Origin of the sequence: Xanthomonas sp. WHRI 7064, from assembly GCF_040202355.2 — a bacterium.
Lineage (GTDB): Bacteria > Pseudomonadota > Gammaproteobacteria > Xanthomonadales > Xanthomonadaceae > Xanthomonas > Xanthomonas arboricola.
Genome location: NZ_CP167821.1, coordinates 3,673,612 through 3,700,444 on the forward strand (window position 1 = coordinate 3,673,612; position 26,833 = coordinate 3,700,444).

The 26,833-nt window shown below is 65.3% G+C and carries 19 protein-coding genes, 1 other RNA gene and 1 pseudogene; 9 read left to right on the forward strand and 12 right to left on the reverse strand.

All coding sequences use genetic code 11. From position 1 onward, the window contains the following. Positions 1–23: 23 nt before the first annotated feature. A complete protein-coding gene (locus ABQY74_RS15695; protein WP_349792174.1) occupies positions 24–581 on the forward strand; it encodes a flavin reductase family protein in 558 nt (185 codons plus the stop codon). Between the two features lie 18 nt (positions 582–599). Here the strand turns inward: ABQY74_RS15695 and ABQY74_RS15700 are convergent, their stop codons facing one another. The 4 genes from ABQY74_RS15700 to ABQY74_RS15715 form a co-directional block, all read right to left on the reverse strand. Next, positions 600–1,193: a hypothetical protein gene (locus ABQY74_RS15700; RefSeq protein ID WP_372469919.1), complete on the reverse strand. Its 594-nt coding sequence runs from the start codon at positions 1,191–1,193 to the stop codon at positions 600–602. Then, positions 1,182–1,257, reverse strand: a non-coding RNA gene (locus ABQY74_RS15705) — sX9 sRNA. Before ABQY74_RS15705 ends, ABQY74_RS15700 begins: the two co-directional genes overlap by 12 nt. A gap of 70 nt (positions 1,258–1,327) precedes the next feature. Continuing rightward, entirely contained in the window at positions 1,328–2,620 is a 1,293-nt protein-coding gene (locus ABQY74_RS15710; protein ID WP_047127147.1) for a TonB family protein, read from the reverse strand. Next, on the reverse strand, positions 2,610–2,978 hold the full coding sequence (locus ABQY74_RS15715; protein WP_047127148.1) for a BlaI/MecI/CopY family transcriptional regulator: 369 nt from the start codon (positions 2,976–2,978) through the stop codon (positions 2,610–2,612). Before ABQY74_RS15715 ends, ABQY74_RS15710 begins: the two co-directional genes overlap by 11 nt. A gap of 152 nt (positions 2,979–3,130) precedes the next feature. Here ABQY74_RS15715 and ABQY74_RS15720 point away from each other — a divergent pair, with 152 nt between their 5' ends. The 5 genes from ABQY74_RS15720 (at position 3,131) to ABQY74_RS15740 (ending at position 11,277) form a co-directional block, all read left to right on the forward strand. Then, positions 3,131–5,089, forward strand: coding sequence for an acetyl-CoA hydrolase/transferase C-terminal domain-containing protein (locus ABQY74_RS15720; RefSeq protein ID WP_349792177.1), 1,959 nt, complete (start codon positions 3,131–3,133; stop codon positions 5,087–5,089). Between the two features lie 131 nt (positions 5,090–5,220). Beyond that, entirely contained in the window at positions 5,221–6,396 is a 1,176-nt protein-coding gene (locus tag ABQY74_RS15725; RefSeq protein WP_039525715.1) for a phosphatidylinositol-specific phospholipase C1-like protein, read from the forward strand. 134 nt (positions 6,397–6,530) lie between these two features. Beyond that, positions 6,531–9,245: a TonB-dependent receptor gene (locus ABQY74_RS15730; RefSeq protein WP_349792179.1), complete on the forward strand. Its 2,715-nt coding sequence runs from the start codon at positions 6,531–6,533 to the stop codon at positions 9,243–9,245. A 371-nt stretch (positions 9,246–9,616) separates the two neighbouring features. Continuing rightward, positions 9,617–10,546 carry a L,D-transpeptidase gene (locus tag ABQY74_RS15735; RefSeq protein ID WP_205622423.1) on the forward strand — a complete coding sequence of 310 codons (930 nt, stop codon included), beginning with the start codon at positions 9,617–9,619 and terminating at the stop codon, positions 10,544–10,546. A gap of 2 nt (positions 10,547–10,548) precedes the next feature. Next, the gene (locus tag ABQY74_RS15740; protein WP_166764780.1) at positions 10,549–11,277 is read left to right on the forward strand and encodes a M23 family metallopeptidase; all 729 of its coding nucleotides are present in this window, start codon (positions 10,549–10,551) and stop codon (positions 11,275–11,277) included. A gap of 55 nt (positions 11,278–11,332) precedes the next feature. Here ABQY74_RS15740 and ABQY74_RS15745 read toward each other — a convergent pair whose 3' ends face one another. Beyond that, positions 11,333–12,094 (reverse strand): SDR family NAD(P)-dependent oxidoreductase, encoded by a 762-nt coding sequence (locus ABQY74_RS15745; RefSeq protein WP_166764781.1) that lies wholly within the window; start codon positions 12,092–12,094, stop codon positions 11,333–11,335. A 98-nt stretch (positions 12,095–12,192) separates the two neighbouring features. Between ABQY74_RS15745 and ABQY74_RS15750 the strand changes: the two genes are divergently transcribed. Continuing rightward, the gene (locus ABQY74_RS15750) at positions 12,193–13,164 is read left to right on the forward strand and encodes a LysR family transcriptional regulator (RefSeq protein WP_180969176.1); all 972 of its coding nucleotides are present in this window, start codon (positions 12,193–12,195) and stop codon (positions 13,162–13,164) included. 290 nt (positions 13,165–13,454) lie between these two features. Here ABQY74_RS15750 and fhuE read toward each other — a convergent pair whose 3' ends face one another. Continuing rightward, on the reverse strand, positions 13,455–15,644 hold the full coding sequence (fhuE, locus tag ABQY74_RS15755; RefSeq protein ID WP_349792182.1) for a ferric-rhodotorulic acid/ferric-coprogen receptor FhuE: 2,190 nt from the start codon (positions 15,642–15,644) through the stop codon (positions 13,455–13,457). A gap of 316 nt (positions 15,645–15,960) precedes the next feature. On the opposite strand from fhuE, the gene ABQY74_RS15760 reads away from it, so the two are divergent. Together ABQY74_RS15760 and ABQY74_RS15765 are read left to right on the forward strand one after the other, a co-directional pair. Then, on the forward strand, positions 15,961–16,395 hold the full coding sequence (locus tag ABQY74_RS15760; protein WP_372470109.1) for an alpha/beta fold hydrolase: 435 nt from the start codon (positions 15,961–15,963) through the stop codon (positions 16,393–16,395). Further along, positions 16,392–16,895 (forward strand): annotated as a pseudogene (locus tag ABQY74_RS15765) (alpha/beta hydrolase); the annotation flags it as partial. The gene ABQY74_RS15760 and the pseudogene ABQY74_RS15765, both read left to right, overlap by 4 nt. 254 nt (positions 16,896–17,149) lie before the next feature. On the opposite strand, the gene tkt reads toward ABQY74_RS15765, so the two are convergent. The 6 genes from tkt to ABQY74_RS15795 form a co-directional block, all read right to left on the reverse strand. Further along, the gene (tkt, locus tag ABQY74_RS15770; RefSeq protein ID WP_349792184.1) at positions 17,150–19,150 is read right to left on the reverse strand and encodes a transketolase; all 2,001 of its coding nucleotides are present in this window, start codon (positions 19,148–19,150) and stop codon (positions 17,150–17,152) included. A gap of 246 nt (positions 19,151–19,396) precedes the next feature. Continuing rightward, a complete protein-coding gene (locus tag ABQY74_RS15775; protein WP_349792186.1) occupies positions 19,397–20,677 on the reverse strand; it encodes a dicarboxylate/amino acid:cation symporter in 1,281 nt (426 codons plus the stop codon). Positions 20,678–21,780: 1,103 nt separating this feature from the next. Then, positions 21,781–23,520 carry a BatD family protein gene (locus tag ABQY74_RS15780; RefSeq protein ID WP_349792188.1) on the reverse strand — a complete coding sequence of 580 codons (1,740 nt, stop codon included), beginning with the start codon at positions 23,518–23,520 and terminating at the stop codon, positions 21,781–21,783. After that, on the reverse strand, positions 23,517–25,370 hold the full coding sequence (locus ABQY74_RS15785) for a tetratricopeptide repeat protein (RefSeq protein ID WP_349792190.1): 1,854 nt from the start codon (positions 25,368–25,370) through the stop codon (positions 23,517–23,519). Before ABQY74_RS15785 ends, ABQY74_RS15780 begins: the two co-directional genes overlap by 4 nt. After that, positions 25,367–26,374, reverse strand: a complete 1,008-nt coding sequence (locus ABQY74_RS15790; RefSeq protein WP_016903579.1) for a VWA domain-containing protein — start codon at positions 26,372–26,374, stop codon at positions 25,367–25,369. Before ABQY74_RS15790 ends, ABQY74_RS15785 begins: the two co-directional genes overlap by 4 nt. Then, on the reverse strand, positions 26,371–26,832 hold the full coding sequence (locus tag ABQY74_RS15795) for a DUF4381 domain-containing protein (RefSeq protein WP_047129725.1): 462 nt from the start codon (positions 26,830–26,832) through the stop codon (positions 26,371–26,373). The genes ABQY74_RS15790 and ABQY74_RS15795 overlap by 4 nt, the downstream gene beginning before the upstream one ends. Between the last annotated feature and the right edge of the window lies 1 nt (position 26,833).

Below are 26,833 nucleotides of genomic sequence, written 5' to 3' on the forward strand. Positions count from 1 at the left end.
GCATTCAATCAGTTGGTGTGTCCATGAAACAGTATCGAAAGCACGAATTCCCGGTGGAGCAGGCGCGCCGCTTCCTGGAACCGGGGCCGGTGGTGCTGGTGAGCTCGGCCCACAAGGGCCAGCGCGACATCATGACCATGGGCTGGCACATGGTGCTGGAGTTTTCGCCCTCGCTGATCGCGTGCTGCATCGCCCCCGGCAACCACAGTTTCGAACTGGTCCGGCGCAGCAAGCAATGCGTGATCAACCTGCCGACGGCCGAGCTGCTCGACACCGTGATCGGCATCGGCAACAGCAGCGGTGCACAGATCGACAAGTTCGACCACTTCGGGCTGACCGCCGTGCCCGGCCAACGGGTCGCAGCGCCGGCCATCGCCGAGTGCTACGCCAGTTTCGAATGCCGCCTGCACGACGGCCGGCAGATCAACCGCCACGCGCTCTTCGTCTGGGAAGTGGTGAACGCGCAAGTGGCCAAGCGGCCTGCGCTCCCAAGAACGGTGCACTACCGCGGCGATGGCCGCTTCATGCTGTCCGGCGACGAAGTCTCGCGGCGGCGCCTGTTCGCACCCGACATGCTCTGATCGCAGCGATGCGCGCGCTCAACGCGCCACCTTGCCGGTGCGCACGCTGACCTTGCCCTGCCGCATTTCGAAGGTGAACGCGAACGACAGCGTCACCGGTACCGGCTGCTGGCTGATGGCGCCGCTGCAATCGTCCAGCGCAGCCGGCTGCGCCACACCTGCGGCAAACGTGCACAGCGCAGCCGGAACAAACTGCCATTGCTGCACCGTGGTACGCACCGACTGCACCAGATCGGCGTTATCCGGCAGCAGACCGGCCGCGCATTCGTCGCGATCGGACATGGGGTCGACGCGCTGTACCGCGCCGTCGGCGGTCAGGATCACATGCGCGCACACGGTGGTCGGCGGCAAGCTCTGCCGTGGCGAATCGGCCGGCAGCACCGGCGCATCGCTGCGCAGCGCGCGCGGCATGCGGAAGCGCTGCGCCGGCGCCAGTGTGTAAGACTGGATGGAGCCGCCGCCATCGCCGCCCGATTGCGCGCTCAGCATGCGCTGGTCCACCGAATCTTCGCGCTGGCTGCGCTGCTGTTCCTGCACCCCTTGCGTTGCACATGCGCCAAGCGACAGCGCCAGGATTGCAGCGCAGGTCGGCGCGAGGGCGGCCGACAACACGTGGCGAGCAGTCGTCGGGTGGGCGTGGCCAGCGCGCAGGAACCGGGGTGTACGAGTGGTACATGCCAATCCTGGGCACCGGCCCCGCCCGCCAGACAGTTGTGCAGTCGTTTTGCTGGTTGCGCTGGATTGCATCACGGCCTCTCCCGCCTTGCGCAGCCCGCTGAAGCACAACCGGCAAGGCGGTTGGACGCTGGCGCCTCCGAGCGCGCGGCGGCGGCATCGGTAGACGTTTGCTCCGGCCCATCCAGTTCGAACTTCACCGGCACGCGCACCGTGGAAGCAATCGGCTTGCCATGTACATAAACAGGTTTCAGCCGCCACTGGCGCGCTGCCTCCAGCACCGCTTGATCGAACACGCCGGCCGGCCTGCTCTGCACAATGTCGATGTGCTGCGGCCTGCCCGCAGAGTCGATGTCGATCTGCAGTTCGACAAAGCCCTCGATACCGCCGTTAAACGCGGCTGCCGGATATCTCGGCGGTTGCATCGTGGCGAAATCCACCGCGTTGCCGGCCGCCAGCGCCGGTTGTGCCGCTAACGCAATGCGTGCCGGCTGCAGCGCCCAGGCGGCTGTACTGATCGTCGCCGCCAGCAGCAGGACCATCGCCACGCGCCAGCGCGCACGTCCGGCAGCGATGGGGGAACCGCGCAGCGCCGCGATCCGCTGCGTCAACGGATGCGATGCAGCCCAGTGACAGGCGAGCGGCGTAAAGTCGCGTCCAAGCTGAGTCTTGAGCATGGCGGTGGCGTAACTGCGGCGCTTGCCCGGATGTTGCGCTAGCACGGCCGCATCGCAGGCCAGTTCCTGATCCAGCCGGAACGCACGCCAGCCCAGATGCATCAGCGGGTTGAACCAGCCGATGCAGAGCATCAGCGCCGCCAGCAGATTGGCGTGCAGGTCGCCGCGGCGCAGATGCATGCGCTCGTGCGCCAGGATCAGGGCGCGCTCATCGGCGTTGTAGCGCTCACTGAAATCCACCGGCAGCACGATGCGCGGACGCCAGAGTCCCAACGATGCAGGAAGACCGGCATCGCGCGCGGCCGACCAGAGCCGGTCGTCGAGCCGGTGCAACGGCCCCAGGCTGCGCATGAAACGCCGTTGCCGCGTCCACAATCCGATCGCCATCACCATCGCGCCGCCCAGCCATGCTGCTGCCAGCCATGTTGCCCACGCACGACCTTCGCCATGCACGCTGGACAGCGCCGGCATGGCGGTCAGCGCCGGCAATCCTGGCACTGTGATGCCCAGAGACGGACCGGGCAACAAGGCCGCCACCAGCGCCAGCGGGACGCAGGGCCAGATCGCATACGCCGCGCCGGCACCCGACAGCTTGCGCAGTGGGCGACGCAGGAGCAGGCAGACCAGCAGCGCAGCGGTGGTGTACAGCGTTGCGCGCGACAACAGGACCCAGGCCTCAGGGTTCATCGTCCAGCTCCTTGAGCAGTTGTTTCAGTTCCGCGATATCGGATGCGCTGAGCTTTCCGCGCTCGCTGAAGTGCGCCACCAATGGCGCCACCCGCCCGCCGAACAGGCGCTGCAGCAATCCCTCGCTCTGTTGCTGCACCCATTGCTCGCGCGCCAGCAAAGGCGAATAGAGATAGCGTCGCCCTTGTTTCTCGGCACGGATGGCGCCCTTGCCAAGCAGGCGGTTGAGCAAGGTCTTGACGGTGGGCTCGGCCCAGTCGCTGTGGCCTGCCAGCGCGGCGACCACGTCGTCGGCGCTGCGTGGCGCCGCATCCCAGAGCACCTGCATCACCACCGCTTCGGCGTCACTGATCGACATGCGATTACATCCGTAATTTTTATCGATTACGCATGTAAAACTTGCGCCTGTCAAGCGTGTTTTCGATTGCCTTGCGGGAAATGCATGCGCCGACCCGGCCTTGTCGGCAATCCAGATACCTGCCCCGCCATCGCCTCGGCTACCCTGCACCGATGACCGAACACCTCACCGACCTGCCCGGCGCGGTTGCGCACATCCTGCAACGCCTCGATGGCCCGCTGCGCGTCGGCGCGCCGTTGGGCATCGGCAAGCCGCACCGGTTGTTGAACGCGTTGTATGCGCAGCTCAAGCACATGCCGACGCGGCCGCTGGCGCTGTACACGGCGCTGTCGCTCAACCCGCCCAAGCCCGGCGCGGGACTGGAGGCACGCTTTGCGGCGCCGTTCATTGCGCGCCATTTCGGCGAGGATTTCCCGCGTCTTGCCTATGTCGATGACATGCTGCGCGATGCGCTGCCGGCGCATGTGCAGGTGGAAGAGTTCTACATGCAGTCCGGCGGGCTGCTGCACTCCACCCAGGCGCAGGCCGACTACACGAGCCTCAACTACACCCATGCTGCCGCGGCGGTGGCGCAGCGCGCGCCGAACCTGATCGTGCAGAAGGTGGCGCGCGAACCGAGCGGCACGCGGCTGTCGTTGTCGTGCAACAACGACATCACCCAGGACACGCTGGATGCGGTGCAGGCGCTCGGCCTGCCGCGCCCCATGCTGGTGGCGGAAGTGGACACGCAACTGCCGTGGATTGGCGGGACCGCGGCAGTGGAGGAGGCGTTCTTCGATCTGGTGATCGACCTGCCCGGTCCGTCGCCGCGCCTGTTCGGGTTGCCCAGGCAACCGGTGAACAGCGTCGACTACGCCATCGGCCTGTATGCCAGCGCGCTGGTCCGCGATGGCGGCACCCTGCAGATCGGCATCGGTACCCTGGCCGATGCGCTGAGCCATGCGCTGGTACTGCGACATACCGACAACGCCACCTACCGGCGCGTGCTGCAGGCGCTGGACCCGGAACTGGAACAGCATCCTGCGGTGCGCGCCAGCGGTGGCCTGGCGCCGTTCGAGATTGGCCTGTACGGCTGCAGCGAAATGCTCAACGAAGGGTTCAAGCAGTTGGTGGACAGCGGCGTGATCCGCCGCAAGGTGCACGACGATCTGGCGCTGATGCAGCGCATCGCCGACGGCAGCGCCGATGCGGCCGATCACGCGCGCCTGGCCCGCGAAGGCGAGTTCCTGCATGGGGCGTTCTATCTCGGCTCACCGGATTTCTACCAGTGGCTACGCGAGCTGGATGCGGACACGCGCGATGCCATCGGCATGCGTCGCATCAGCGAGATCAATCAGCTGTATGGCGGCAACGAAGCGCTGGAGCGGCTGCAACGCCGCGATGCGCGCTTCTTCAACTCCTGCATGATGGCCACCGCGCTCGGCGCGGCGGTGTCCGACGGGCTGGAAGATGGCCGTGTGGTTTCCGGCGTCGGCGGCCAGTACAACTTCGTGGCGATGGCGCATGCCCTGCCGCAGGCGCGCAGCGCGTTGATGCTGCGGGCCACGCGCGATGCCGGTGCACACGCAGCGAGCAACGTGCGCTGGAATTACGGGCACACCACCATCCCGCGCCATCTGCGCGATCTGTACATCACCGAGTACGGCATCGCCGACCTGCGCCACCAGACCGATCAGGATTGCGTGCTGGCGATGGCCGGCATCTGCGATGCACGCTTCCAGGACGCATTGCTGGCAACCGCCAAGGCATCGCGCAAGCTGCGTGGCGACCCTGCACTGCCTGCGCGTGCGCAACGCAACACGCCGCAGGCACTGGAACAGGCGCTGGCGCCGTACCGCCGCGATGGCAGCCTGCCCGACTACCCGCTCGGCAGCGACTTCACCGAGGTCGAACAGCACCTGCTGCGCGCCCTGAGCTGGCTCAAACGCGCAACCGCCGGCAATAGCGCAAAGCTGATGACCGTCTGGCGGGCACTGCTGTCACGCAAGAGCGACGATGCATACGAAGCCGCCGGTCTGCAACGGATGGCACTGGATGCGCCACGCAGCATCGCCGAACACGTGCAGGCGCGGCTGCTGGCGTATGCCTTGCGGAAGACCGGAGTGCCCTGAAGCGTCCGTGTCGCGAAAAGCGATGCCATGGCGCGTTTTTCGCACTGTGACGCACGACGGCAATACGGCGGAAAGCCTTGCGTCAAATTTGGCTCGGATGATGGCGACCACCTTCTTTCCGGCTTGGCTGCATGCGCTGCTTATTCGTTGTTTCGGCTGTGAATCCAGGCGATGACCGCACAGCGAAGCCATCACGCGCAAGGCGAAGCAACACACGCAGCGCTGCATGCCTTGGCCTGCTGATGCTGGCCGGCGTGACCGCGCATGCCGCGCCTCGCCTCACCGATCTGCAATACATCGGCAGCCACAACAGCTACCACGCCGGCTTCGCCCCCAGCGAAGCGACGCTGCTGCAACGACTAAGTCCGGAGCTGTTCGCGGCACTGGATTACCGCCATCCGCCGCTGAGGCAACAACTGGACGATGGCGTCAGACAACTCGAACTGGATGTCTTCGCCGACGCCAACGGTGGTCGCTACGCACACCCGGCCATCGTCGCGCAAATCGCCAGGGCCGGCTTGCCGCCCGCACCGCCCAGCGCACCGGCCGGAGTGATGGATAAACCCGGCTTCAAGGTCATGCACGTGCAGGACGTGGACCAGCGCAGCACCTGCCAGCCCTTGATCGCGTGCCTGCAGGAAGTGCGCGCGTGGTCGAAGCAGCACCCCGGGCATGTGCCGATCTTTATCCTGCTGGAAACCAAGCAGGCGCCGGTGCAACTGGCGTTTCCGACCGTGCAGCCGGAGCCGTTCGATCCGGCGGCGATGGATGCATTGGATGCCGAACTGCGCTCGGTGTTCCGACCCGGCGAGTACCTCAGCCCGGATCAGGTCCGTGGCAACGCAGCCACGCTCAACGCCGCGGTGCTTGCGCACGGCTGGCCGTCGTTGAGCGAGGCACGCGGCAAGGTGGTGTTCCTGCTCGACCAACGCGCGGCCGGTGCCAGCTACCTACCCGGGCATCCGTCGCTGCGCGGACGCGTGTGCTTCACCAATGCCGTGCCTGGCCAAGACGATGCCGCCTTCACCGAACTCAACGATGGCCCTGCCGAGACGATCACCCAATTGGTGAAAGCCGGCTACCTGGTGCGCACGCGTACCGACGCCGACCTGAAGGAAGCGCTGCAACACGACACCACCCGCCGCGACCGCATGCTGGCCAGCGGCGCACAGTTGCTCAGCACCGACTTCCCCGCACATGAGCCGGCCGGCAACGGTTACGTGGTGCGCTTCGAAGGCGATGCGGTCGCACGCTGCAATCCGCAGCTGGCGCAGGCGCACTGCAAGGGCGTCGACCTCGGGCATTGAGTCGGGGTCACTGCCGTCGTCGCAATCTCCGCACCACACACAGACCTGTCGCAACGGAAGGCGTCGGCGATGCACACCCGCACCCGCGATACGGGGCCGGGCACTCCACCTTCTCCAACCACGCGAGCCATTGCATGCAGTCCCCACGCACCACCCATCGCCTGACCTGCGCCATCGCACTGGCACTGTGCGCGCCGGCGTTTGCCGAGACGCCGGAGCTCGGCACCACCACGCTGGATTCGGTCAACGTGCAGGCCAAGCACACCGCCGCACCGGGATCACTCAACGAACAGCGCCTGTCCAGCAGCGTCAACAGCGTGATGAGCAAGCAGCAGATCGATGCAATCCCCTCGGGCGGCATCGCCGATGTCGTGTCGCACATGCCGGGCCTGTCCGCATACAGCGACATGCACCTGGGCCAGGCCACCACCGGCGAGAACGCCTACGTCAGCATTCGCGGCATGGACGCCAGCTATAACGCCTACACGCTCAACGGCTTCGGCATGCCGGAAACCGATTCATCCACGCGCGCCATCCCGTTGAACATGCTGGCGCCGTTCGGCATCCAGTCGGTGCAGGTGTCCAAATCGCCCACACCCGATATGCCCGGCGATTCGATCGGCGGCGCGATCGACATGCGCACGCCCAATGCCTTTGACTTCGGCCAGGATGTCTACGCCAAGAGCACCGCGCAGGGCCAGTTCAATGCCCTGGCCTCGAAGCTGGGCGGCAAGGACAGCGGCGGCACTTTCCAGCAGGAGCTGGCCTGGAAGTTTGGCGATGGCCATGCCTTCGGCCTCTACGCATCGGCGTATTACGGCAGGAACAACAACATGGCGCAGGCGCCGGCGCCCAACAGCAAATACGTGCCGGCCGATCCCGCCCTCGCCACTGCAACCGACCTGCGCGATGTCGGGCCGTTGATCAGCACCCGCTACAAGTACAGCCTCTACACCAGCCAGATCGAACGCTACGGCGGCAACCTCTCGCTGGATTGGCAAGGCGACAACAGCGCGCTGTACGCGCGTGCCATCTACGGCAGCTACGGCGTCACCGGGCAGCAGGACCAGTCCAGCGCGCGCCTGGAAACCTATCGCAACCAGCCCACCGCCGTGCGTGGCGGCTACTTCAACACGCACGATATCGACGAAAAACTGGCAACGCTGCAATTGGGAGGCCAGACCACGCTGGGCCGCCTGCGCTTCGACTACGGCAGCTCGGTCGGTCGCGGCACTCGCAGCCGCCCGGACTACGTGTCGGCAAGCTTGTATGGCTTTACGCCCGGCAGTTTCGCCTTCGACCTCAGCAACCCCCGCTATCCCAGCATCGCGCCAAGCACGCCGGGCTTGCAGGACTTCTTCTACAACCTGGATTCGTCGTTGCTGTGGAAGGTGCAGGGGCACGACGCCGGCAGTCACGACAACCGCGTCAACGCACACACCGATATCACCTACCAGGTCGACGGCGATGTGCTGGACAGCATCAAGCTCGGGCTGTCTGCCGACCACTCCGACCGCGGCGCCTACGATCACCCGTTCTTCCACAAGGACGGCAACTTCGTCACCAACGGGCCGTATTTTGGCGGTCCCAATTACGCCTTCCCCACCGCAGGCGGGCCGCCACTGAGCGCGATCCCGGGCCGCGTCACCTATAACGCCTTCGATGGGCGTTACGCCGGACCGTTCAAACTGCTGGACCGCAACTGGATGCTCGCGCAGGCGCTGCCCTACAAGTACGTCGACGATCCCAATGGCGCAGGCGTCTATACCGCCAACGACTACAACGCCAACACCACCTCCAGCACCGAGGCGATCTATTCCGGTTATGCAATGGCCGCGCTGCATGTCGGCTCAGTGAGCGTACTGCCCGGCGTGCGCTACGAGTTGACCCGCTATGCGGCCGAATCCTGGCAATCCAGCGGCGATGGCAGCACCGGCAGCTTCGTCGGCACCGGAAGCACCTATGGGCAAGTGCTGCCGGGCATCAGCATCAACTATCGGCCGGATGATCTCACCGTGTATCGGGCTTCGTTGCGGCGCAGTTTCAGCCGGCCGGCGTTCGGCCTGATCTCCGGCGAGACGGTGTACACCATCGACGATACCCAGAAAGTGGTCGGCATCTCCAGGCCCAATCCCGATCTGCAGCCGAGCAAGGCCGACAACGCCGATCTCTCCGCCGAGTTCTACGATCACAGCGGCGGCGTGCTCAGCGCATCGACCTATTACAAGCGCATCACCGGCTTCGTCTACACCTCGCAATCGGCGACCAGCAACGACAACACACTGGGCGGGCTGGTACCGACCGGCACCACCTTCGAAAACGGCGTGCCGGTGACCATGCCGCAGAACGGTGGCACCGCCAAGCTCTATGGACTGGAGCTGGCAGCGAGCAAGCGCCTGCAGGAGTTGCCGGGCCTGTGGAGCAACGTCGGCGTCACCGCCAACCTCACGCTGCAGCACAGCGAAGCAGACAGCAGACGCAGCGACCAACCGGAAAAGACCTGGCTGCCACGCGCACCCGAGCGCATCTACAACCTGGATCTGTTCTACGACGATACGCATCTGCGCGCCGACCTGAGCTACAACTACACCGGCCTGCAATTGCTGGGGCTGACCAGCGACCGGCTCAACTATTATCTGCAACCGGTCAAATCGCTGGACTTCACCGCCACCTATCATCTGCCGCACCACGTCGATGTCGGTGTGTCGGCCAAGAACCTGCTCAATGCCGCCACGTTCTACGAAACCCAGGGCAAGTCCAGGCGCTACATGGCCTACGACCCCGGCGCCGACGGCGCCTATGTACAGACCGGACGGGTATACATGCTGACCTTGGGCTACACCTACTGACGGCAGACCTGCAGACAGCTGCGGCGCAATGTCTGCAGCTGCAGGGACCGGGTCTGCACCACTCCGTATCGATCGCCTGACTGACATGCAGGCGATCGATTGCGGTGTGGCGCACCACGCCCACCGCCAACCGGATGGAAGCATCAACAACGGGTGGCGGCATCGAATCGGCAGCTGTGCGGAGGCGAGATAGCAGGTATCCACTCCTGACCCGCATCGCGACTGCGTCCCCAGTCAGTCCCGGTGCAGCCATTTCACGCAGACCACGCAGGCGGCTCGGGCAAGGTGCGCGCATGCCTCTTCCGGACCTGCTCATGCCACCACGCATCTACGCTCGCGCCTGCTTGCTCGCCCTTGCTCTGGGCACCTCCCTGTCCGCACTGGCGCAAGCGCCGCAGCCTGCCGCGGCACCTGCGCCTACACCTGCAGCAGCTCCCGCTGCAACGGTCGTGCCGACCGGCCCGCGTTCGGACCTGCATGCGCAGGTGCTGCTGGATCGCGCGCATTTCTCGCCGGGACAGATCGACGGCGAGCGTGGTTCCAACCAGAAGCGTGCGGTGTCCGGATTTCAGGCAGCGCACAAGATCAAGGTCACCGGTGAGCTGGATGACGCCACCTGGCAGGCCTTGCAGGCCGACACCACGCCGGCGCTGGTGCAATACACGCTCACCGATGCCGATGTGGCCGGGCCGTTCCTGCCGATTCCGAAAGGGCCGGCCGAACAGGCCAAGCTGACGTCGCTGGGCTACACCTCGGTGGACGAGGCGCTGGGCGAGCGTTTCCATGCCGCTCCGGAACTGCTGCGCCAGCTCAATCCCGGCGTGGATTTGAACAAGGCCGGTGGCGTGATCCAGGTGCCCAACATCGACGGCGTCCCGCCATTGGCCAAGCCGGCCAAGCTGGTGGTCGACAAGTCCGAGTCGACGCTGCGCCTGTTCGATGCCGACGGCAAGGTGTATGCGCAGTTCCCGGTGTCCTCCGGCAGCAAGCACGATCCGCTGCCGATCGGCCGCTGGAAGGTGCTGGGCGTGGCGCGCGACCCGGTGTTCAAGTACAACCCCAAGCTGTTCTGGGACGCGAAGAAGGGTGATCAAAAGGCCACCCTGCCCTCCGGCCCGAACAACCCGGTCGGACGCGTGTGGATCGATCTGTCCAAGCCGCATTACGGCCTGCACGGCACGCCGGAACCCGGCCATGTCGGCAAGACCGAATCGCATGGTTGTGTGCGCCTGACCAACTGGGACGTGGTCAATCTGGCCAGCGTGGTGGGCCCGTCCATGCCGGTGGTGATGCAGGAGTAAGCATGAAACTGCTGATGATGCTGGTGGTCGGTGTCTTGCTCGGTGCAGCCGGCTATTGGTGGCTGGAACGCGAGGCACCACAGGCGGCGGTGGCACCGACGTCCGCAGCTGCACCCGCGGTGACAGCGCAGCCCGACGCGGCAGAGGCGGCAATGGCAACGTCTTCTGCGGCTCCAGCGGTTGCCGCTCCAGCCGTTGCCGCATCGTCGCCATCCACCGAGGTGATGCCCGCCGCAAATACGCCAGCCGCGCCTGCGTCTGCAGGCTCTCCTGAAGCTGCGAATTCAGGCAGCGGCCTGCTGATTCCGGTGCAAGGCATCAGCAGCGGCCAGCTGCAGGACACCTTTACCGACGCACGCAGCGAAGGCCGCGTGCACGATGCCATCGACATTCTTGCTCCGACCGGCACACCGGTCATTGCAGTTGCAGACGGCACGGTCGAGAAACTGTTCAACAGCGAGCGTGGCGGCCTGACCGTCTACCAGTTCGATCCAAACGGCACGTATTGCTACTACTACGCGCACCTGGAACGGTATGCCGACGGCCTGGCAGAAAAGCAGGCAATCAAGCGTGGCCAGGTCATCGGCTACGTCGGCAGCACCGGCAATGCCGATCCTGCCGCACCGCATCTGCACTTCGAGATCCACCGCCTGGGGCCGGAAAAACAATGGTGGAAGGGAGAGGTCTTGAATCCCTATCCCGTATTGCATGGCGACCAGACCCTGCAGTGATGCACCAGGCGGTGATGCAGACACAGGCCTGCGCGTGATGCGCAGGCCTGTGCATTCAGATCAACATGCCGCCCGATACCTCGATGCGTTGCGCATTGATCCAACCGGTTCCCGGCGCGAGTAACGCAGCGACCACCGGCCCGATATCGTCCGGCAGCCCTGGGCGCCCCAGCGCCGTGACCAACGACACCATCGCATTGACCTGTGCGTTATCGCGCACGCTGCCGCCGTTGAAGTCTGTCTCGATCGCACCCGGCGCCAGCGTATTGGCACGAATGCCACGCGCGCCCAGTTCCTTGGCCAGATAACGCGTGAACACCTCCACCCCGCCTTTCATCATCGCGTAAGCCGAGGCACCGGGCAGCGCGAAGCGTGCCAGGCCGCTGGATACATTGAGGATGCGTCCGCCGTCGGCGATCAACGGCAGCAACGCCTGGGTCAGGAAATACGGCCCCTTGAGATGGATGTTGACCAGGGCGTCGAACTGCGCCGGCGTGGTGTCGGCGATGGCCGCGTGCAGCCCGGTACCCGCGTTGTTGACCAGCGCATCGAACTGCGTGCGATCCCAACCGGCCAGCACCTGCTTCAACTGCTCAGCGAATGCCGCGAATGACTCGGCGTCGGCAACATCCAGCGGCAGTGCCTGCGCACGGCGGCCAAGCGTTTGGATCTCGGCGACCACCGCAGCGGCCTCATCTGCCTGGCTGCGGTACGTCAGCACGATATCGCTGCCGTCTGCAGCGAGCGCAAGCGCGGCATTGCGGCCCAGGCCGCGGCTGCCGCCGGTGATCAGGGTGATCGGTGTGGTGGTCGACATGGATGGACTCCGTTGCGTGTTGGGATGCGATTTGGGGCGATCACAGCGCTGGTTTGTAACCGCTGGCGGGGGTGACATTGCCTGGCCGTCCAAGACTATTGCGCTTGCCGCGCCACATAAATCGGTCCAACCTGATTGCACCGTTCAAGAACGTCGACCAATCGATGGATACCCTGGAGTCGCTGCGCGCCTTCCTGCGCGTCGCCGAGCTCGGCAGTTTCACCCGCGCCGCCGAAACGCTGGGCCTGCCCAAAGCCAGCGTCTCCACCGCGGTGCAGCGGCTCGAAGCCTCGCTTGGGACGCAGCTTTTGCATCGCACGACGCGCCGCGTGCAACTCACCGGCGACGGCACCGCGTTCTACCAACGCAGCCGCGATCTGCTCGACGACATGGACGAGTTGCAGAGCATGTTTCAGCGCGAACGCAGCCAGCTGCGCGGGCGCTTGCGGGTGGACATGTCCTCCGGCATCGCGCGCAATTTCGTGATTCCCGCGCTGCCCACGTTCCTGGCGCAGCACCCGCAGCTGGAGGTGGAAATCAGCGGCACCGACCGCCGCGTCGATGTGGTGCGCGAAGGCTTCGATTGCGTGTTGCGCGTGGGCACGCTCGAAGACACCAATCTGGTCGCACGACCGCTCGGCGTGTTTCGCATCATCAACTGCGCCAGTGCCGACTACCTCGCACGACGGGGCATGCCGCAGCGCCTGGACGATCTGGCTCACCACGATCTGGTGCATTACGTGCCGACGCTGGGCCAGCGATCGTCCGGCTTCGAGTACCGCGATGGACCGGCCTACCAGCTACTGCCGATGCGCGGCCCGGTGACGGTCAACAACGGCGATGCCTATCTTGCTGCGGCATTGGCGGGCCTGGGAATCATCCAGGCGCCGGCCAGCCCGTTGCGCCCGCACCTGGACAGCGGCGCCTTGATCGAGCTGCTGGCCGCCATCGCGCCGGAACCGATGCCGGTCACCTTGCTCTACGCGCAGCGTCGCCATCTGCCGCAACGCGTAGGTGCGTTCATGGACTGGGTTACGGAGGTGATGGCACCGTATCTGGAACCGCTGTAGCCCCGGGCCACCGTCGATGCGATTGCCGGCACGTCTTCGCGTGCGCGTGTGCGCAGGCAGGAAGTGTTTCTGTAGCGCGCCGACATTGGCGGGAGGCATCAGTCGCTTGCGTGCCACTTCGATACCACCGAAGCAAACCGATATCAGCAGGCAGTGCGGCATGCGCCGCAGATCCACGATCACTCCGCTGGCGCCAGACACAAAAACAGGCACCTTCTGCAAGGTGCCTGCATCGTTGCAACATGCAACACCAGGCCAGGCGCTGACATCGCGCCCAGCCCGGTCTTCGATCAGAACGTGTAGTTGAAGGTCAGCATGCCGTTGCGCGAGGCGCCCCATGCGCCATAGCCACCGTTGAACTGAGAGTAGTAGCGCTTGTCGAGCAGGTTGTCGATATTGAGCTGCACCGAGAACTGCGGCGACAGCCGGTAGCGCGCAAACGCGCTGACCAGTGCGTAAGCGCTCTGCTGAAAGGCACCGTAGACCGGGTCCACATAGTACGAGCGGTTCTGCCAGTTGACGCCACCACCCACGGTCAGATCGCTCCACGCACCTTGCGGGGTGTAGCTGTTGAACAGCTTGAGGGTGGTGCGCGGCAGATGCGTATTGATCGAGGTGCCGCTGTCATCGCGGGCGGTGTAGTGCGAGGCGCCGAAGGTGGTGTTCCAGCTCTCGGTCACCCGCCCGGACACCTCGAAATCGAAGCCTTCGCTGACCACGCCGTTGGCGGCTTCATACGCCGACTCGCTGCTACCGGGAACGAAGCCGCCGGTGGCCACGCCCAGGTTGTCCTGCTCGATGCGGAACACCGCAAGCGAGGCGTTGAGCCTGTCGTCGAACCACGCTGCCTTGACGCCGGCTTCGTAGCCCTTGCCGGTCAACGGATCCAGGTAGCCGCCATTGGCATCGCGCAGGGTCTGCGGGTTAAAGATTTCGGTGTAGCTGACGTACGTCGACCACACATCGTTGATGTCGTAGACCAGACCGGCGTACGGGGTGACTTCGGTCTGGCTGTCGGAGAACGGCGCCAGTCCCTGCGTGGCATCGAAGTTGCCGCCATCGATCTGCCAGTCGGTGTAGCGCGCGCCCACCAGCAACTTCAGCGAATCGGCCAGCGAGAAGCGTGCAGCCACGTAGGCCGCCTTCTGCTTGATGGTGCCGGTGCTCTGCACCGTGCGCGGGCTCCAGTTGGGTTCCGGATAGGCACCGGTCCAGCCGAGGTAGCTGTCCAGCGGCGCCGGGAAATCGAAGGTGCCGTTATTGACGTACTCGCGGCGGTTGTAGCTGGCGCCGGCAACCAGCTGATGCTCGCGGCCGAACAGCTGGAACGGACCTTCCGCATAGACGTCGGCACCATCGGCCTTGCGCTCGGTCAGGTAGTTGCCCGAATACGGCACCACGCCGCCACCGGTGGCGCGGTCGAACCCGAAGATCGTATAGAACGGATAGAACAGGTGATTGGCCGCTTCGGTCTTCTCGTGGCTCAGATTGGCCTTGAGGGTCCAGCCGTTGTTGAAGCTCTGCTGCAGGCTGGCGAAGGTGCGCTGCAGGCGCGTGTCCCAGAACGTCCAGTCGGCCGCCGGGTTGAACGACCGATCATAGTTGGTGCGGGTGCCATCGCTGTAGAACAGCGGGAAGCCGCCCCAGGTGACATCGTTCGATTCCTTCTTCTGGTACTCGTAGCCCACGCTCAGCAAGGTGCTGTCGGTGAGATCGGCATCGATGATCGCCGAGCCGATCTTCTTGCGCAGGCCGTAGCGGTCCATGTCCGACTCGCCGTCCTGGTACACGCCGATCACGCGCGCACGCACGGTGCCTTCGGGGCTGAGCGGCACGGTGACATCGGCCACGCTGCGGGTCTTGTTGAAATCGCCACCGCCCACCGACACGGTGCCGGTGAAGTCGCGGCTGAGCGCATGCTTGCGCACCAGGTTGATCGAGGCCGACGGGTTGCCCGAGCCGGTCAGCAGGCCGGTGGCGCCACGCACCACTTCGACGCGGTCGTACAGCGCCACGTCCAGCGCCGAATCGCCGTAGCTCCAGGCCTGCTCCATGTAGGCCGGGATGCCGTCGAACTGGTAGTTGTCGATGTAGAAACCACGCGCGTAGAACTCCAGCCGCTCGCTGTCGCTCTGCGCCACCGAGATGCCGGTGACGTTGTTGAGCACGTCGGTGATGCTCTGCAGGTTCTGGTCGTCCATGCGGTCGCGGGTGATCACGGTGACCGACTGCGGGATCTCCCGCAGCGACAGGTCCATGCGCGTGCCGGCGGTGGTCTTCTCCACCGTATAGCCCTTGGCCTGCTCGCCCTGCACGATGAGCCGGTCCAGGGTGGTGACCTCGGCATCGCCGGCGGCGGCAGGCGTCTCGGCCAATGCCTGGCCAGCGGCCATCGCGCACAGCGCGGCGAACAGCGCGCGCGGCAGGGCACGGCGACGCGCGCCCACGGAAACAAGACGCAACTCGGTACTACGGATCATCGGGAACTCCAACGCAGACGGATCAGACCACGCGCTGCGAAGACGCCGCGCCGGCAACAAGGGGGAGGAAACGGTGTGCCTTACCAGCGGCAGCGCGCCATTTTAATGGGAATGATTCACATTTTAAATAGCCGGATTGACATATTTTTAGCATTTACTTGACACAAGCGAGCGCTACCTGGGCAGGAGGAGCACTACGCAACTCCCGGTTTGACCTCAGCCATTGCAGCCGAACTCGCATAGACGCGACACTCGGAACGGGAGCTACTGAACAGTTGGCTGACGTAGCGACGGAACGCACTACAACGGGGATCACATGAAGAAATGCTGGATAGCTATCGCTCTACTGCTGTTGTGCACGCCGGCAGTGAGCGCTGCTGCAGGGCCAGATAAAACGTCGCTGAACGAGGCTTGCCGGGTACCCGGCAACGCCGTGCACGAGGCAGGTCTTGTGCAGATCGGAGGCATCCAGCAATGGGTCACGATCGAAGGTCAGGACTGCCGCAATCCGGTGGTGCTGATCGTCCATGGCGGGCCGGGCAACCCCAACACGCCGTTCGCGCATCGCCTGTTCGGCAGCTGGACGCGCGACTTCACCATCGTGCAGTGGGATCAGCGCGGCTCTGGCAAGACCTACGCGGCAAGCAAACCTGCCGACGGCGAGACGCTGACCATGCAGCGGCTGACCAGGACGGTAGCGCGGTCGCGCGCTATGCCACGCAACGGCTGGGCAAATCCAAGCTCATCCTGATGGGTGGATCGTGGGGCTCGGCACTGTCGGTCAATATCGCCAAGGCAAATCCCAGTCTGTTCCATGCGTATGTCGGTACAGCGCAACTGGTCAATTACCAGGACGATATGGCGGCCAGTTACACCAAGACGCTGAGCCTGGCCAGCGTAGCCAGCGATGCAGACGCGATCGGCAAGCTAGAGAAGATCGGCCCGCCGCCATGGACCAACCCGCGCAACTTCGGCGTTTTGAGGCGCCTGACGCGCAAGTACGAAGCCTTGAGTACCGACCCGGCACCGGAAGACTGGTTCACCTTCGCAGCGGAGTACGACACGCCCGACTACCGTGCAGCCTATGAGGCCGGAGAAGACTATTCCTTCCTGCAGTTCGTCGGGCTGGCAGGCGACGGCATGGGCCCGCAGATCGACCTGCGCACACTCGGGCCGCAGTTCGCCATGCCTGTCTATCTGATTCAGGGCGAACAGGATCTGGTCACCCCAGCCCAGATCAGCAAAGCCTATTTCGATGGTCTTTCTGCACCGAGCAAGGAATTCCTGCTGCTGCCACGCACCGGGCACGACCCCAACCCGCCGATGATGGACGCACAGCTGAAAGTGCTGACCAGAATCCGCGCAGCGGCGATGGCCAACGACGCACGCTGAAACACGCAACGCGCTCGTTGAATGATGAAGTACCGCACATCGCGCATTGATCACGAGATCCAACAAAAAAGCCGGCTTTCGCCGGCTTTTTCTTTCAGGCACCACGCAAGGCGTTACAGCGCCTTGGCTGCCGCGACCACATGCTCGGCGGTGATCTTGAAGTACGCGTACAGCTGATCGGCCGGTGCCGAGGCGCCGAAGGTGTCGATACCGACCGCATCGCCATCCAGGCCCACGTACTTGCGCCAGAAACCGGTCACGCCCGCTTCCACCGCCACGCGCTTGCGCACCGCATTGGGCAGCACCGACTCGCGATAGGCCGCATCCTGGCGATCGAACACATCGGTCGACGGCATCGACACCACGCGCGTCTTCAGCCCGGCCGCGTCCAGGGTCTGCTTGGCTTCCACCGCCAGCCCGACTTCCGAACCGGTGGCGATCAGGATCACGTCGGGCGTGCCGCCTTCAGCATCGGCCAGCACATAACCGCCGCGCTCGATCAGCTTGAGCTGCTCATCACTGCGCGGCTGGTGCTGCAGGTTCTGGCGACTGAACACCAGGCAGCTCGGGCCGTCCTTGCGGGTGATGGCGGCCTTCCAGCTCACCGCCGATTCCACTGCATCGCCCGGGCGCCACACATCGTTGTTAGGGATGTAGCGCAGCGAGGCCAGGTGTTCCACCGGCTGATGGGTCGGGCCGTCCTCGCCCAGGCCGATCGAGTCGTGCGTGTACACGTGGATGGCATGGGCCGGATTCAACGCGCTCATGCGCACGCCGTTGCGCGCGTAATCGCTGAACACCAGGAAGGTGGCGTCGAACGGAATGAAGCCGCCATGCAGCGCCAGGCCATTGGCGATGGCGGTCATGCCGAACTCGCGCACGCCGTAATAGACGTAGTTGGCATCCGGATCATCGGTGGCCACCGACTTGCTGGCCTTCCACAAGGTCAGGTTGGAATGCGCCAGATCGGCCGAACCGCCGATCAATTCGGGCAACAACGGCGCGAACGCTTCGATCGCCAGCTGCGAGGCCTTGCGCGAGGCGATGGTCTGGCCGTCCTGCTGCGCCTTGGCGATGTAGGCATCGGCCTGGGCGATGAAGTCGGCCGGCAGCTCGCCGTGCGAGCGGCGGGTCAGCTCGGCAGCTTCGGTGGCGTACTGCTTGCCGTACTTGTCGAACAGCTGCTCCCACTCGGCCTGACGCAGGGTGCCGGTGCCACCTGCGCGCCAGCCGGCGTAGATCTCTTCGGGAATCTCGAAGGGGCCGTACGGCCACTCCAGCGCCTTGCGGGCGCCCTCGAGTTCTTCCTTGCCCAGCGGTGCGCCGTGCGAGGATTCCTTGCCGGCCTTGCTCGGTGCGCCGAAGCCGATCTTGGTGCGGCAGCAGATCAGCGTGGGCTTGTCGGTGTTCTCCAGCGCGGTCTCGATGGCGGCCTTGATCTTCTCGGCGTCATGTCCGTCCACATCGCGGATCACATGCCAGCCATAGGCCTCGAAGCGCTCCGGGGTGTTGTCGCTGAACCAGCCGGCGGTGTTGCCGTCGATGGAAATCTGGTTGTTGTCCCAGAACGCGACCAGCTTGCCCAGGCCCCAGGTGCCGGCCAGCGAGGCGGCTTCATGGGAAATGCCTTCCATCATGCAGCCATCGCCCATGAACACCCAGGTACGGTGGTCGACGATTTCCAGCTCCGGGCGGTTGTAGCGCTGCGCCAGCAACTTCTCGGCCAGCGCGAACCCGACCGCATTGGCGAAGCCCTGCCCGAGCGGGCCGGTGGTGGTCTCCACGCCGGGGGTTTCGCTGCGCTCGGGGTGACCGGCGGTCTTGCTGTGCAGCTGACGGAACTGCTTGAGCTGCTCGATCGGCAGGTCATAGCCGGACAGGTGCAGCAGCGCGTACTGCAGCATCGAGCCGTGGCCGTTGGACAGCACGAAACGGTCGCGGTTGAACCACTGCGGGTTGTTCGGGTTGTGCCGGAAGAAATCGTTCCACAGCACTTCGGCGATATCGGCCATGCCCATCGGCATGCCGGGATGGCCGGATTTGGCGGCTTCGACCGCATCGGCGGCGAGAAAACGGATGGCGTTGGCCAGCTGGCGGCGGGTGGGCTGGGTCATGGGCGTCTATGGAAGCGGAGGGGAACACCGCTGGAAGCGGAGACGCTCATTCTCCCACAGAGCGCGTTAGGGGGCTGGGATTGGGGAGTCGGGAATGGACAATCGGGAATTGGGAATCGGGTGCAGTGCTGCAGGTTGGTCGCTGACGCCGCTCTCACCAAAGCTACCGCTGCGGTGCAACAGGACCTCACTTCACACGCAACGATCGCTATAGCCCGCTCTTACCCATTCCCGATTCCCCACTCCCTATTCCTCGCCCTTGGCAACCAAGGTCGTCAGCGCCAGATCGCCGGTCACGTTCAGCGCTGTCCGGCACATATCCAGGAAATGATTGACGCCCAGGATCATGCCGATGCCGACCGGGTTGACCCCGACCATCGCGCAGATCAGCGCCACCACCGGCAGCGAGCCGGACGGCACGCCGGCGGTGCCGATGCCACCCAGGATGCAGACCAGCATCACCATGAACTGCTGGCCGATGCTCAGGTCCACGTTGAAGAATTGCGCCAGGAAGATCACCGTCACCCCTTCGAACAAGGCGGTGCCGTTCTGGTTGGCGGTGGCGCCCACGGTCAGCACGAAACGCGACACCCGCGGTGGCAGGCCCATCTCGTCAGCCACGCGCAGCGCGGTCGGCAGGGTCGCGTTACTGGAGGCGGTGGAGAACGCCATCATCGTGGCCGCCTGGGTCTGCCTGAAGAAGCCGATCGGCGAACGCCCGGCGAACTTCACTGCCAGCCCGTAGCTGACCACCATGTGCAGGCCCAGCGCCAGCACCACCACGCCCACATAAGCGCCCAGGCGGATCAGCAGATCAAAGCCGAACAGCGCGGCCAGATTGAACATGAAACAGGCCACCGCATACGGCGCCAGGCGGATCACCAAGCCGATCAGGGTCATCGAGATTTCGAAGATGCCCTCGATGCCGCGCTTGAGCGTGGCCACCTTTTCGTCGGCGGTCAGCACCATGCCCACGCCGAACATCACCGCAAAGAACATCAGCGACAGGATCGCGCCGTTGCTGGACGCTGCCGCGATCACGTTGCTGGGCACGATCGACAACAGCATGTCCATGCCCTGCGGCTGGGTGCCGGAGCTGGAGATAATCTCGCGGGTGCGCTCGGCGTTCTGCTGGATCAGCTGGTTGGCCAGCTGCGGGTCCACGCCGGCACCAGGCTTGAGCACATTCACCAGCACCAGCCCCAGCAACACCGCCACGCCGGACAGCACGACGGTGTAGCCCAGGGTGCGCCAGCCCACACGCCCGAGCGCACGGATGTCGCCCATTTCGGAAATGCCCATCACCAATGCCGAGAACAGCAGCGGCACGATCAGCATGAAGATCAGATTGAGGAAGATCTGCGAGAACGGAGTGGTGACGTATTTGGTGACCACGCGCACCCAGTCGGCATCGCTGCCGGCCAGGTAGTAGACGGCCAGACCCAGCAGCAGACCGACGGCGAAGCCAATGCCCATCTTCCAATGCAGGGGCAGGACCGAGCGGCGTGCGGCGGGGGATGCAGTCATCTGGTCGGGCCTTGATCTGGACACAAGTCACGGAGCTTAACAAACGCCATCGACGCGGCCACCTACCCGGCCTGCCGCGGTGCGCCCGCCCGAGGGTAGGTGGACCTCCTCACGTCAGCCGATACGGGCGCTGGAGCGTTCAACACATCTGGCACGCTCGCCGTTGGCAGGCAGAGCCGATATTTGGAACTGCCTATAGCGGGCCGCGATGCCCAATCGCTTTTTTTGGACGCCATGGGAGCCGGCCATGAGTTCTTGCTTGCGACCATGCACACCGACCATCCCGACAGGTCCTTGCCCGCTCACCGTCGCGGGACCTTACGCGGCATGGATGCCGCGTAAGAGCCTACAAGGACGTACTTGCGGCGTGTCCCGCGAGGGTGGGCGGGCAAGGGCCCTGCAGCGAAGTCGCAGACCCGTCGCTCTGTAACTGATCTCTCCACACTATCCAAGCGCATCGAGACACAACGTACAAAGCAACCAAGACTTCAAACTGTAGTGTCGTCGAGGCGCGATCGGATGCTTGAATCAGAAGCCTGGTGAGTCGAGTGCGCGGTGCCCTCGCCGCTTGCGGGACACGCCGTGAATCCGTCCATGGAGGCTCCTTGGCGGCATCCATGCCGCCAAGGGTCCCGCAACCGGCAAGGACACCGCGCCAGAGAGTTGGCCGATTGCTTTCTTGAAGGCATGTCGCTCGACTTGCGCTAGGCAGGTGAGAAGCCTGTAGGTTGCGTGTTGAAAGCCTGTCGGCTATTTGCAATGGGAAGGCGATAAGAAGCTGGTGGGACCCAGAGTGATGCGCCCAGCGCACTCGTGCTCTGCTTGCAACCAACCACACCGACCATCTCGACTGGCCCTTGCCCGGCCACCGTCGCGGGACCTTACGCGGCATGGATGCCGCGTAAGAGCCTACAAGGACGTACTTGCGGCGTGTCTCGCGAGGGTGGGCGGGCAAGGACCTCGCAGCCAGGTCACAGACCCAACGCCTTGTTTTAAGCAGCACAGGTGAACAACCAGGTGCAACCGGGATCAATCCGTCAAAGCCGGACAGGACATGGTGATCATCTAGACCCAGTCAGCAACTTCCGACGCAGCGAAACCGATCAAGGCGCCGGCGGATACAGCGGCGCCAAGACCTCCGGCTCCGCAGCCGTGGCATGTCGCCAACGCGGGCCCTTGGCAAAGGCCTCGCGCAAGGCCGAACGTGCACTGGTCACGTCGCCATCGCCGCCCCAACGGGCACGCTGCATCTGTGCCACCGCTGCCCGCTGCGCCGGGTCGCTCAACGCTGCCAGCACGCTGTCGATATCGGCAACGCCGGCCATGCCGCACAACACTGCGGCCACGTCGTCCATGCCGCCGGTATCGAGCGCGCGTCGCAGCTCGGCCACACCGTGCGTCACACGCCGGCCGGGCGCAGCTGCATCGCTGGTGTTGATCACCGGCGCGCCGTGCGAACCGCCGCGACGCCGTAACAAGGCCCACACCAGGGTGGCAATCCACAGCAGCGCAAAGCCGCTCGCCGCAGCGATCCAGCCCCATGGCCGTTGCGTGGCCGCAGCCTGCTGCAGACTCAGCGTGCCGGCCGCAGCGGTTGGCGCAGCGTTATCCGGTGATGGACTGGCTGCAGGCGTTGGCGCGGGCGCGGGCGTCGCAAACGCACCGCTGCCTGCCGCCACATCCAGCGTAAGGTCCGGCAACGCCGCGGTCTTGGCTGCCGCCGCGCCCACATCCCACCATGCCACCTGCAAGCCGGGCACCACCAGCGGACCGGCGCGATTGGGCACGATCGAATAACGGCGGGTCAGCCGCAGCTGCGGCGAGCCATCCACGAAGCGTTCTTCATACTGCGGCGGCTCGGCGAACACCTGCGCGTCGGGCACGCTCGGGGTCGGCAATTCCGGGAACTGCGCCTGGGTGGCGCCGCGTGCGCTGGCCTCCACCACGATCTGGGCCGCTTCACCGGCGGTGGCGCGCTGCGGCGTGGTCGTATACCGCAACTGCAGGCTGCGCAGCGGCAACCACGGCTGCGGCGCGTTGGCTGGTTGTGCGCGCACCTGCAGTGGGATGCTGGCACTACGCGCGCTCAGCTCGCCATTGCCACGACCGAAATAGTCGTCGAAGAAGCCGCCGACCGAGCGGCCATTGAAGCGCGCCGACGGCAACACCAGCCGGCCGCTGCGCTCGGGCACCAGCAGATAGCGCCGCTCGACCACGTTGTATTGGCGGTTATTGAGTACCTTGACCGAACTGACGTCGTCGCCGATGCGCTGCAGCGATGCACCATCGGGCGCTTCCAGATCCAGCTCGCCGGACGCCAGCTGCGTGGCGAAATACAGCCGCACCACTACGCCCACACTTTGCTGCACATAGGGCTGCGGATCGTCCACCTGCGTCTGCACAAAGGCATCCTCGTTGCCTTGCGCCGCCGCTGCTGCGCCGGGCGCGCTACTGCCGGCATCGCTTGCCGACGCGCCCACCTGCAACCGCAACGGTTCGGTGCGCTCGTTACCCACGCGGATCGCCGGCACGATCAGCTCGCCGCTCTTGCGCGGCGTCAGCACCACGCCGAACAGCGCGCGCACCGTCACCGACCCATTGGTCACCTGCATCTGCTGGTTGGCGCTCTTGGCCCCCAGCGCGAAGTCGTTGCGCAACGGCGTGTAATCCGGATCGACACCGCGTTGATCGGTTTCGATATTCAACATCACTACGTCGCCGGCATCGGCGCTGTCGCGGTCCAGCCACGCGCGCGTGACGGCACCCACCGGTGCACAGGTGAGCAGCATCACGCTGGCCAACATGCCGATCGCCGCGCGGCGCAAATGGTGTGTGCCGATCATCGTCCGTCCCGTTGCCTGCGTTCGTGTTCCAGCCTGAATTTGGTGCGCAGCAGGCTGCCCGGATCATCCGGCACCCGCCGCAACCAGGCATCCACCGCCTGACGTTGCTCGCGTTGCTCCGGCGTTTCGTTCGCCGATGCCGCAGCGGCCTGCTTGCCGTTTGCATCGGCGCTCTTGTCGCCAGCCTGCGCCATCGCCTGCTGCATCTTTTGCCGCTGCGCGGCATCGGCCTGCTGCTGCGCCTTGGCATCGGCCGATTGCGGCGCTGCGTCCTGCTTGCTCTGCTCGCCCTGGCCGTTTTTGGACTGCTGGTTCTGCGAGGCTGCGTCCTGCGGCGCCTGCGCAGGCGGCTGATCCTTGCCGTCCTGTTTGCCTTGCGCATCCTGCTTGCCTTGTCCGTCCTGGCCGGGCTTTGGAGCGTTCTGCTTGTTCTGCCCGGACTGATTCTGGCCGGAGCCGTCCTGACCGGATTGCTTCTGGTAGTCGGACTGGCCCTTGCCGTCCTTGCCCTTGCCGTCCTTGTTGTTTTGCTGCTGACGCTTGCGCGCCGCCTCCACCGCCGCACGATTGGCGATGGCGTCGGGCTGATCCGGATGTTGCTTGAGCGCCCGGTCGTAAGCCGCAATCGCTTCGTCGTACTGGCCCTGCCTGGCCAGCGCGTTGCCGAGGTTGTACAGACCCTCATCGGTGGGCACATTTTCGAAGGCTTTTTGTGCCGCGGCGAAATCGCCCTTGCGATACGCCTGCACTCCGGCATCCAGGCGTTGCTGCTGCACCTGGTCGGCGCGTTGCCACAAGGTGCCGTCGGCAGCATGCGCGGGTTGGGCCAGCGGCAACACGCACACCAATGCAAGTACCGTCACAACCGCACGCCGCCGGAACGCCAGCAGTGCCAACAGCATCACCGGCAGCAGCAGCCAGTAGCCCTCGTCCAGCCAGGTCTTGCCGCCGGTGGACTCGGCAGCTTCATCGGCCAGCGGCTGTTGCGCCGGGTCGAGCACGCCAAGCGCACGCAGGTCCGCATCGTCGGCGGTGATGCGCGCATAGCGACCACCGCCCTGCCCGGCAAGATCGCGCAGGCTGCCTTCATCCAGTTTTGTCTGCGCAATCTCACCGGTCGTGGTGCGATAGGCCGCGCCGCGCGCGCTCCCCACGCCGAGCGCGGACACGCTGAATCCACGTGAGCGCGCCAACCGTGCGGAACTTCCGGCCGCACGATCAGCGCTGTCGCTGACCAGCAGGATGTCGCCTTGCTTGAAGCCCGCCTGCAGCAGCAACTGCGTGGCCGCGTCGATCGCCGCATCGGCGCGCTTGCCGTCCACCGGCATCACCGATGGCGACAGCGCATCCAGAAACAACGCCACGTTGGCGGTGTCTTCGGTCAACGGCGCAACGGTGAAACTCTCGCCCGCATAGACCAGCAATGCGACTTCGCCACCGGCCCGCTTGCGTAACAACGTGGCCAACTTGGCCCGCGCCTGCAGCAGACGCGATGGCGGCAGGTCGTTGGCGGTGATGCTGGAGGACAGGTCCAGCGCCACCACCAGCGGCATGCTGGAGTGATACACCGGCCGCTCGGTCTGCCGCCAGCTCGGCCCGGTCATCGCCAGCACCGCCAGCGCATAGGTCAGCGCAGCCAGCACGAATCCCAGCCATCCCCGCCGACTGCCGGACACCAGCAAGGTCGGCAACAGATGCGCATCCACGCTTTGCCGCCACACGTCCGCATCGCGTCGACGCAACTGCCACAGCACTGCCGCCGGCACGATCGCCAGAAGCGCCCACAGCAACCCCGGGCGCAGCAGATGCAGCGACTGCAGCCCGCCTGCCAGTTCGGTCAGCGCGTTCATCGCCATCTCCGCGGCAACACATAGGCCAGCAGCGCAATCACGATGGCAGCGCCCAACGGCCAGTAATAGCGTTCCACGCGCGGCTGCACCGAGGGGCCGAGCGCCTTGACCGGCTCCAGCCGATCCAGCTCGGCATAGATGCCGGCCAGTTCTTCGGTATCGCGGGCACGGAAAAAGCGCCCACCGGTTTGCGCGGCGATCTTGCGCAAGCCGTCTTCGTCGATATCGTCGTTGCCCGTGGCCGGAATCGGCACGCCGAACAACGAATAGCCGCCGTTGCCGCCGAAGGCGATCGTATGCACGCGCACGCCTTCGGCCTTGGCAAGCTCGGCGGCCTTGAGCGGATTGAGCACGCCTGCGGTGTTGACGCCGTCGGTGAGCAACACCACCACGCGCTGGCCCTGCTTCTGCTCGCGCAGCCGTTTGACCGACAACGCGATCGCATCGCCGATCGCCGTTTCGCGCCCGGCCAGTCCCACCACGCTGTCGGCCAACTGGTCGCGCACGGAGGTCAGGTCGGCGGTCAACGGCGTCAACGCGTAGGCGCGCTGACCGAACACCAGCAAGCCGACCCGATCGCCGTCGCGACGATCCAGAAAGTCCGACAACACCGCCTTGGCGGCGGTCAGGCGATCCACCACATTGCCGCCGAGCACCATGTCCGGCTCGCTCATGCTGCCGGACAGATCCACCGCCAGCATCATCTGCCGTGCCTCGCGCGGCGGCTGGATCACATCGCCCAATTGTTGTGGGCGCGCGAGCGCTGCGCATAGGAAAAACCAGCCCAGCCAGGCAAGCCAGCGCGGCACCCGCAATACCGGTGCGCTGTTTGCCTGCGCAACCGCATGCAGTTGATCGGCGTAAGGCACACGCAGCGCCGCCGTATCGGCACGGCGCTGCGGCCAGAACCACATCAGCAACGGCAGCGGCATCAACCACCATGCCCACGGCCATGCGCAGTGCGCCAGCGCATCCTGCCATTGCGACCATTGCAGCCAGTTCATCGCCGGCCTCGCATCAGACTCAGAAAACGCTGCCGCGCCAGCGCCTGCACCGCATCCAGATCGGTCACCGCCGGCGCACGTTGAAAGCCGCCGTCCAGCAGCGCGCGCCCCGGTCCCTGCGAAAAGGCCTGCGTCTTGCTTTTGCGCCCGTCCAGAAACTGCAGCCATGCCTCGCCCTGCAGCCGGTCGGCCTGCGCATCGACGCTGCGCGCTGCGCGTCGCAGCAACACCGACAACGCGGCCAGACGCTGCGCAGGAGTCGTTGCGCGCTGCAGCTCGGCATCGAATGCCGCCAGCCAGCGCCGCTGCTGCTGACGACGGCGACGCCACCACCACCATGCGCTGCCAAGCACCAGGACCACTGCCGCGATCACCAGCCACCAGCCCGGCGCCAGCGGCCACCATGGCGGCGACGGCGGCAGATGGACATCGCGTAGCGGCAGCGATTGCGGCGACATC